The sequence below is a fragment of the Roseibium sp. genome, from assembly GCF_025698965.1.
In the GTDB taxonomy this organism is placed as follows: Bacteria; Pseudomonadota; Alphaproteobacteria; order Rhizobiales; family Stappiaceae; genus Roseibium.
The window spans coordinates 1-7,448 of the sequence record NZ_JAILWL010000332.1 but is presented as its reverse complement, the minus strand read 5'-3'; the positions used below and the strand labels follow the sequence as shown (position 1 = coordinate 7,448).

The 7,448-nt window shown below is 46.3% G+C and carries 6 protein-coding genes and 4 pseudogenes; 2 read left to right on the top strand and 8 right to left on the bottom strand.

Annotation, left to right across the window (positions count from 1 at the left end):
- Positions 1-237 (bottom strand): annotated as a pseudogene (locus K5905_RS22740) (hypothetical protein); the annotation flags it as partial.
- A 24-nt stretch (positions 238-261) separates the two neighbouring features.
- Here K5905_RS22740 and K5905_RS22735 point away from each other — a divergent pair.
- Complete coding sequence (locus tag K5905_RS22735; RefSeq protein ID WP_297588117.1) at positions 262-441, top strand: hypothetical protein; 180 nt, start codon at positions 262-264, stop codon at positions 439-441.
- A gap of 364 nt (positions 442-805) precedes the next feature.
- On the opposite strand, the pseudogene K5905_RS22730 reads toward K5905_RS22735, so the two are convergent.
- The 6 genes and pseudogenes from K5905_RS22730 to K5905_RS22710 all read right to left on the bottom strand — a co-directional run.
- Positions 806-967 (bottom strand): annotated as a pseudogene (locus K5905_RS22730) (IS6 family transposase); the annotation flags it as partial.
- Positions 968-1,116: 149 nt separating this feature from the next.
- Positions 1,117-2,295 carry a serine protease gene (locus tag K5905_RS22725; protein ID WP_297588114.1) on the bottom strand — a complete coding sequence of 393 codons (1,179 nt, stop codon included), beginning with the start codon at positions 2,293-2,295 and terminating at the stop codon, positions 1,117-1,119.
- Between the two features lie 20 nt (positions 2,296-2,315).
- On the bottom strand, positions 2,316-3,086 hold the full coding sequence (locus tag K5905_RS31630) for a trypsin-like serine protease (protein WP_367187007.1): 771 nt from the start codon (positions 3,084-3,086) through the stop codon (positions 2,316-2,318).
- Positions 3,087-3,159: 73 nt separating this feature from the next.
- A complete protein-coding gene (locus K5905_RS22720) occupies positions 3,160-3,594 on the bottom strand; it encodes a hypothetical protein (protein WP_297588111.1) in 435 nt (144 codons plus the stop codon).
- 53 nt (positions 3,595-3,647) lie between these two features.
- Positions 3,648-4,730, bottom strand: a complete 1,083-nt coding sequence (locus K5905_RS22715; protein WP_297588108.1) for a hypothetical protein — start codon at positions 4,728-4,730, stop codon at positions 3,648-3,650.
- Between the two features lie 1,214 nt (positions 4,731-5,944).
- Positions 5,945-6,847, bottom strand: coding sequence for a PhzF family phenazine biosynthesis isomerase (locus tag K5905_RS22710; protein ID WP_297588105.1), 903 nt, complete (start codon positions 6,845-6,847; stop codon positions 5,945-5,947).
- Positions 6,848-7,084: 237 nt separating this feature from the next.
- On the opposite strand from K5905_RS22710, the pseudogene K5905_RS22705 reads away from it, so the two are divergent.
- Positions 7,085-7,228 (top strand): annotated as a pseudogene (locus K5905_RS22705) (IS701 family transposase); the annotation flags it as partial.
- 48 nt (positions 7,229-7,276) lie between these two features.
- Here the strand turns inward: K5905_RS22705 and K5905_RS22700 are convergent.
- A pseudogene (locus K5905_RS22700) lies at positions 7,277-7,448 on the bottom strand (IS6 family transposase); the annotation flags it as partial.

The window sequence follows — 7,448 nt, the reverse complement described above, 5'->3', positions numbered from 1 at the left end:
GAAACGATGCCGTTGCAAGCCCAAGGTGGACTGCCGCAGCATGTAAAGCATTTCAACTCCGCCGGAATGCACCGTTGCAACGCCGGCCAGGAGGGCAGGGCGCAGACGCAGTGGCAACATAGGATTCTGCGGTGTAGGGAAGCTGGTACAGGTTTCCGCAAGAACCTCATCGAGTTCCGGGATAATTTTTACCAGTACCCTGACCCGCCACAGTTCTTCCTCGACTGGCAACGCCAACGCTCTTCTTCGCATGAGTAGTAAATGCACAATCCCAGCCGGCGACGCTCAGGTCCTGATGCCAAGTTTGGTTTCTTCATCGAGCAGCTTTTCGCCATGAAGAGCAGCGCGGAAGTATTGCAGGAAAGGGGAGGAGCATTCGCGACCATCCGAATCCCGGAGCTGGTTTTCACATATGAGGCACGTAATGCGCCATCCCTGTAGTTGGTTTTGCAGGATGGACACTGGTTCCTGACCCGCACATCTGTTCACGCAAACTTGTGCCGGTCGTGCGGCGATGAGCCGACGCGATGATTGTGCGACATCCTAAGCATTGAATTCATCAAATATGAAGAACTATAGATGTCGGCTGGGGCGAGAGCGATTTCTAAGAAGATGCTGCAAACATCAAATGGTTTGTAGGTATTGCCAACTTACTTTGATCAGATAGTAGGGCGTTCGATTTGAGAGAACTCAAGCCTTCATTTCTGCAGTGTAGTCAGCCCTCTGGCTGAACGCGTCTGATCCTGTTTGGAGGTATGACGGAGCCGAAAGTTTATACTGGCACGGTCGGAAGACTGGCCGACAACTTCGTGACTCGGCGATTGAGTGTCACATGCTCGATTGTCACGCCACGCCTAAATAGGCATTCCTCAAGATCTCTATATGATACGCCATAGCGGACGTAGAAGAAGACTTCGAACAGAGTCACTTCTTTGAGAAAATGAGAGTCTTTTAAGGAAATGGCCATCGACGTCTCCAGAACACCGGAAAAATATCGACGCCCCATACCTCTAAATCGATTCATGAAAATGTTTGCGACAGTTCCCATACATTGACGCACACGCGGAAAAACAGATTCTGAAGTAACTAAATAGACATATCTACAATACAATTACTCTACGGAAGATTTACGGAGCTTATATTGGTTATGTACTCTCCTCCAGAACCTGTATTCGGTAAAACATTTACCAAGACGCAACCACTATTGTAATCAATGACATAATCCGGCGAGCCCGCCGCAACAATTCCAACTAGTTCGTTGGTATTAGAATCGAAAACGCCTGCTCCAGAGTCACCTCCGAAGGTATCAAGATTGGCAATGAAGTAGTCGCTGCCGACAACCGCACTTACATTTGCCCCTGAAGCATATTTCAGAGGAATTCCGCTCGGGTAACCACCGACGTAGACCGCTTGACCAATAGTTATTCCTCCTTTGTGGAAATTTGTGATTGGAACCGCAATTTCTGGAGCTATTGGTTGGTCGAGTTTCACGAGAGCCCAATCTCGCCAGCCCTCTCGCTCATGTGCAACAACTTGTTTTCCGAATCGAACATTCGTGCGTGGAATAGACTTGACGCCCAGATTGGCAACTTTTGTAGTGCGGTATCCAAATACAAATGCGGTTTCATTCAAGGTAGGAATACGTAAATCGTCCTGAATAACATCTCTCAGACAATGCGCCGCAGTGAGAACAAGGTCACTCCCGACCAGAACACCTGAACAGAAACCGACCGAGATTTCGTTTCTGAACTTTTGATCTGCACACAGGTTTTTCTTTTTGCCAAGCGTTTGTCCGAGGATTGAATAGCTTCCCGAACCATTGCTGCTTAAGGAGCTCGCGTTCATCAATACAACCGTAGAATTTAGTGTTAACTTGATCTTTTCGTCAATAATTTCGTGCCATTCAGTTCTATCGTCTGGCCCATAAACGTATTTTGCAAAATCTGGTTTCTTCTGAATTTCACGAATCAGATCTGCTTCCAAATTAAAGTTTACGGCTTTGCTTTTCTCAAAAAGAAAATATGGTTCAGGATCAGCTGTATAATGATCTATAATTCGATCTGAATACCTCCTGCGAATTTTTGAATTATTTTTCAAGTTTTCGTCAATGACTTTCGGTATCTCCAACCGATTTTCGGTTTGAGCTGATTGCCCACGAGACGCCATTAATTCGTCTAAGATGTTACGGACTTGATCTGCAGAGTATCCAGAGTCTTGCTCAAATATTGTTTGTGCAGTTGCTGGAAAACTTAACCAAAAAAATAGTATCAGAACTAATTTATACAATGTCGGCATAAATACGCTCCAATTAGCTTTCAGTTGTTTCGGCAGTTTCGTGCTTTGCGGTGTAAGCCGCATATGTAAACGTCATTTTGATCTGCCCAACGCCTTGCCCAACGAACGAATACTTTTGTGCCAACCGCTGAGAATGCAGAGAGCCTGCTCGGGCTGTTACCCAATGAGCTGACACCGACTATTACCCGTTTGGTTTTGTCACGGTTGCTGTACATAAACGCGCTGCCGCCACTGTCGCCAGAACACAATCCGTTAGGCCCACGGGTCTGGATATAGAGGTTTGTTGTCGGAACCGATACGATCCGTGCGATCCCCGAAGTAAGCAAACCATCAGGCGTTCCGCCAATTTCAGTACATCCAAATCCAAGGGCCGTGACTTTTCGAAATTTTCTTACCAAAGTTAGATAGCGAAATATTTCCTCGAATCGTATGCTTGGATATGAGGATAAAATGCTCGTTTCAGTTAAACAAAGAGCGAAATCGGCAGATGATGGAAACATTCGTGAGATTAATCGATCACAAGTAATGTCTAATGCATCAAAGTTGTGGGCGTTTGGACCGACATAAAGTTGTCCCTTTTGGTCGTCGTCAACGCAATGCCCAGCTGTCAAGATCACTCTTGATCCGATTAAATTGGCCGTGCATCGTTGTGATCCATTTCTCACCGCATAGGTTGCTGGCCAGTCATTTGGATCGGCTGGCCTTCCACCAAGGACTTTGATGACAGCGCCTGGTTCGATTGACGGATTATATATCGATAGCGCTCGATCCGCATATGATAAGCTCGTCATCAAACAGTAAGCGCCAATGCACAACGTGAAAAAGGTAGAGACATTAATGTTCCTCACCACAACATTTCCCCTTTTACTGAGGAGGCGCAGCCGTCGGAGGGGTGTTCCAGTTGAGGCAGTTCTGTTTGCCCACCAAATCAAGTAACGACTTTGCAATGGGTGCCAATTCTTTCAGATTTGTTCCCTCAATCGTTATTTTGAAGCAATTAGGATGTTCTTGCTGGTGGATCCAGATGGCTCTTTGTTCTTTCAATTCGCACTGTAGTGCTTGAGACAACATGGTAAGTCCAGTGTTGTTGTTGTTGCTTAGGTCGGAAGTAACCGCCTCAGTTAATATTGTGCAACCACATATTAGAGCTCCAGGAGAGAAACTTCTATCGTCATATACACACTCTTCAGCTGAAACAGGTGAAGCAGAATAGCCATAAGCAGTAAGAAAAACACACAGAGAAAACAAACTTGAAACGTTCTTTCGCTTATTCATTGCACTAAGCCTTTTTTCAGTCACAATTCTTTTCGGGTACAACCGTCCTGATCGAGAAAACGCCCCGAACTATTGCGTTAACAATTTGGATCATTTGGAACACATGCAATAGATACTGCTTGTGCCTGCTTTTCCAGTAGTTCTTGTTGAGCGACGATCAGATCTTTTTGCGCTTGAATTTGTTGTGTTTGAGCGGAAATAAGACCTTGATCCTTGTTGATCTGCGTCACTTTGAAATCCAGTATTGCTGAAGGAAGCGCAATAATTGCTCTGAGAACATCTAGTGGAATGTTTATGAACCCTAGCGCCTCACTTGGTGAGTTGACGTCTGATTTGACCAAAATACCGTTTGAAAACGCGAATTCAGAAGCCTTATCGACAAACATACCGCGGCGAATCCGAATGCTAGCGGTCAAATGAGGGTCTGGGACAATAACCAATTGCGAAGCTATGGCTCCAATCCCACTTTTGGAGTGCCTCTTTTTCAGTTCTAGAATATAGGGGGCGGCGATCCGGTAGCAGAGTTCTTTTTCGCAGTTTTGGGAGGGAGTTTTCTTGGAAAGGTGCTCTTGCGATTGTGGGCGTAGCTTACCGAGAGCTTTGGCGTCGATAAATAGTTTGGTTTCGCCAAGTTTTCTCAATTCACTGTTGAAACTATTTATGTCACTTTGATCAGTGATATCGACAACTGATTTAAACTTGTAAAGTGGGTCACCGGATTTTGGTTTCGGAGTGGTTTCGTCGATGACAAAGGAAACTGCCGAAAGCTTGGCAACACTCTGAACTAGGTCCAGCACCTTGCCAACAAAATCCCGTGTTTTGTCTTTTGTTGTCACAGAGACGGATTTTAGAAGGCCCTTTTCAGTCTCGACCACAACGCGATCTTCGAATAGAATGTTTTTGATATGATTTAGAGAGTAAGTGTAACTTAAATCTGGTACGTAGATTAATTGTCCGACTACAATTTTCTCATCTATTTCATTGCCAGTTTTCGTCCTGCTAACCTCAATTTCTGCATACGCTTTGGGGAGCGAATAAACGTGCCCACTAAGATTGTGTTCGCCTGAATACACATAACTCCCTTGAATGACGCTGCCGCATGCTGTGAGTAGCAAGGAAACAACGACAAGAGAGATAAACGAAAACGGTGCGTCGATCATATTGGATAGCCCACAATCAATAAAATGCTAAGAATCAGACGCAGCACTATTAGAAATACGTTGCACTAACAGCGGTGCAATTTCAAGCTGATGCCTACAAAGAGTTGTGCTTCTGGTAGGGTAAATGATTTTGATCAGTATCTTTCTTTCCGGGCTTGTCACGTTAACAAGCAGTCAGGATTTGGCGAGATAGATCGACAGGTATGAAGACCGCCTCTATCAGCTACAATCGCCATCGATCAACCTTGGATCATCATATCCATCTGAATGCGGAAATGGACGAATAGGCTTTGCTCAACTCAGGTTGGTATAAGCTTAAACTGACCTTGAAGACTTCGCCAGCAACTGATCTGTTGGAAGAATGCAGTAGTAAGCTGATAAATCTGCGGGTCTCAGGCTGGTCACTGCTCCATGATACACGTTAGTGCAAGGATACTTTTCAATGACACATCTGAGTCGTCGGTCATGTGCGCCCTGTATGATGAATTCTTCAAGGTCACTTGTCTCAACCTGATCGTCTGAACGAGGCGCCGCAATGGACCACAATCCGATGGATGGGTTGCTCTTCACCGTCATCATGCTAATAGCAGTGCTCACACTGAGCTACTGTGGGCCCGCTACGGCTGTTTCTGAGCAAGACGCAGCCCGCGTCCAAGCTGAACAGTGTGACCGCAAATGACGCGTTTTTTGGTCCAACTAGCCGAACGTACATAATTGGACTGTCATTTTTCAGCCAAAGACAGCATATGTATAGCATTGCCTTTGACTAAGTGAAAATTCTGAGACCGATTTTCGCAAAAGAATTTGATGCCGGAAAACGTGCTTACCGTGCTTTCAACGATCCGGACAGCCGAAGATATGACAATGACGTTTTCGAAAGAAGCGGTTGTCGACCTTTGGTGAAGGCGATGGTCTGGCCAAATAGCCAGATTTGGTCTGCGTGAGGCTCTTTACGCTCCTTTGCAATCGCCGTGTGAGACTTGAGGAAACACCGGGCGCGTCCAGGTCTCTGTCAGTATTCCACAGGAGACGGAATCCGGTATGAGGACCATCGGCAAAAGGTGAGGTCTCGCAAATGCTTACCACCGACCTAAGCAAGTAGGTTTTGAACGTTGTTAAGGCAACCTGCCAGTTTGTGCTTCGATATCGCCAGCGCCCACAATCTGACTGTGATTTCCTCGCCAGCCACGAGGCGTAATACCAATTTTCGAGTCTTATGGTTGTTGCGAGTTTTGAAAAACTCGACATCCAACCAACACGGCGTACCCGGCCACCGTTGTGACCAGACCTCGTTCTGAAGTTGAAACCGTCACATGCACCGTTCCCGCCTTTCTTAAGCTGTGTCCCTGGTGTCCAAGGTAGGTGATGCTTTTACAGAAGTTCACCAGTTTATATTGCACAAGATAAGCACCTGTCGGCCCATTGGCATTTCCAGTTACTGGATCCTCTTCAATACCGATGGCAGGTGCAAACATTCGACCGTAGGTTTCTGGGATTTCTGAGGTCCCACTGAGCACAAATAGAAAAAATCCATTGCAGTCAATTGATTTGCTGAGAGCAATTAAGTCATTTGAATTCGGTTTCAGTGAATTCAGTAACTCTCTACATTTGAGAGGAACTATGACCTTTGAGTGTCCGGTTGAAACAATTTGAATGGGCAGATCGGCAACAAAATCAGAAACACTAATATTAAGTGCCGCTGCTAATTGAAGGCGTTCGGCTTTGTCGAGAATTGTTCCAAATTCAACGTCTCCCTGCGTCATTGACACAAGTAGGTCTGTCCCTTCAGTTCGAACTGAAATCGGAATAATCCCGGCTCCAGTTTTAACCCGAATTGGGTAGTGATCAGCACCCCATCTTTGGGCTCGAAGAAAGTGTGTGGCGATCGTTGCGTGGCCACAAATTGGGACTTCGGCATTTGGCGTAAAATACCGGACGTGCAGATCATGATCTTTGCCGGTGGGTGGAAGGACAAACGCAGTCTCTGAATATCCGGCAAACGCTGCAATTTCCTGCATCTCAGACGTGGTCAGGCTTTCCGCCTCCAGGACGACACCAGCCCGATTTCCGGTACTTGTCTTCTTTGTAAATGCATCGACTACGTGGATGGTTGTCATTGGAAAAATGATACTCGGAAAGATGGTTCAATCAAGATACGCAGGAAACAAGCGGATCATATGGGAGCAAAAGTGTAGAGCGCATTAATTTGCAAGTTGGGTTTGCCGGACACGGCCACGAATGGCTTGCGAAGCACCGCGATGAAATAGCACTTCATTGGCAGATTTATGTGAGTTTTGATTTTTGAAAATTCTCCTGAGAAGTTTTCAGTGATTCATAGGAAGCCGCCTTTGGAGGTGCCGGTTTTGGATGAGAATTGGCGAGTTGATCTTGAGCGCTGGCTTGTTCCGTTTTTGTCGGCACTTGGTCACAAGACGCGTGCCCGGATGTGCCCGGTTTACATTGAGGGCTTGATTGGTCCGGGAGACCGCAAGGGTCTTGTCAGGTTGTTTGAAAGAAAGACTACCTGAAGCTGTTGTTACGTCTGTTCAGGCAGCATTGACGGCTTTCCACTCGGCCATGGCCTGACGTCGATGAATTCGAATTTGTGCGGCAGAGTGGTTGATCTGGGAAGGGACGAAGAGATTTCGCACTGCTGAAAACATTGACACAAACTGCTGTAGTGAGCCTATCGACCGGACCCCCTGCCGGGTGCGTTCC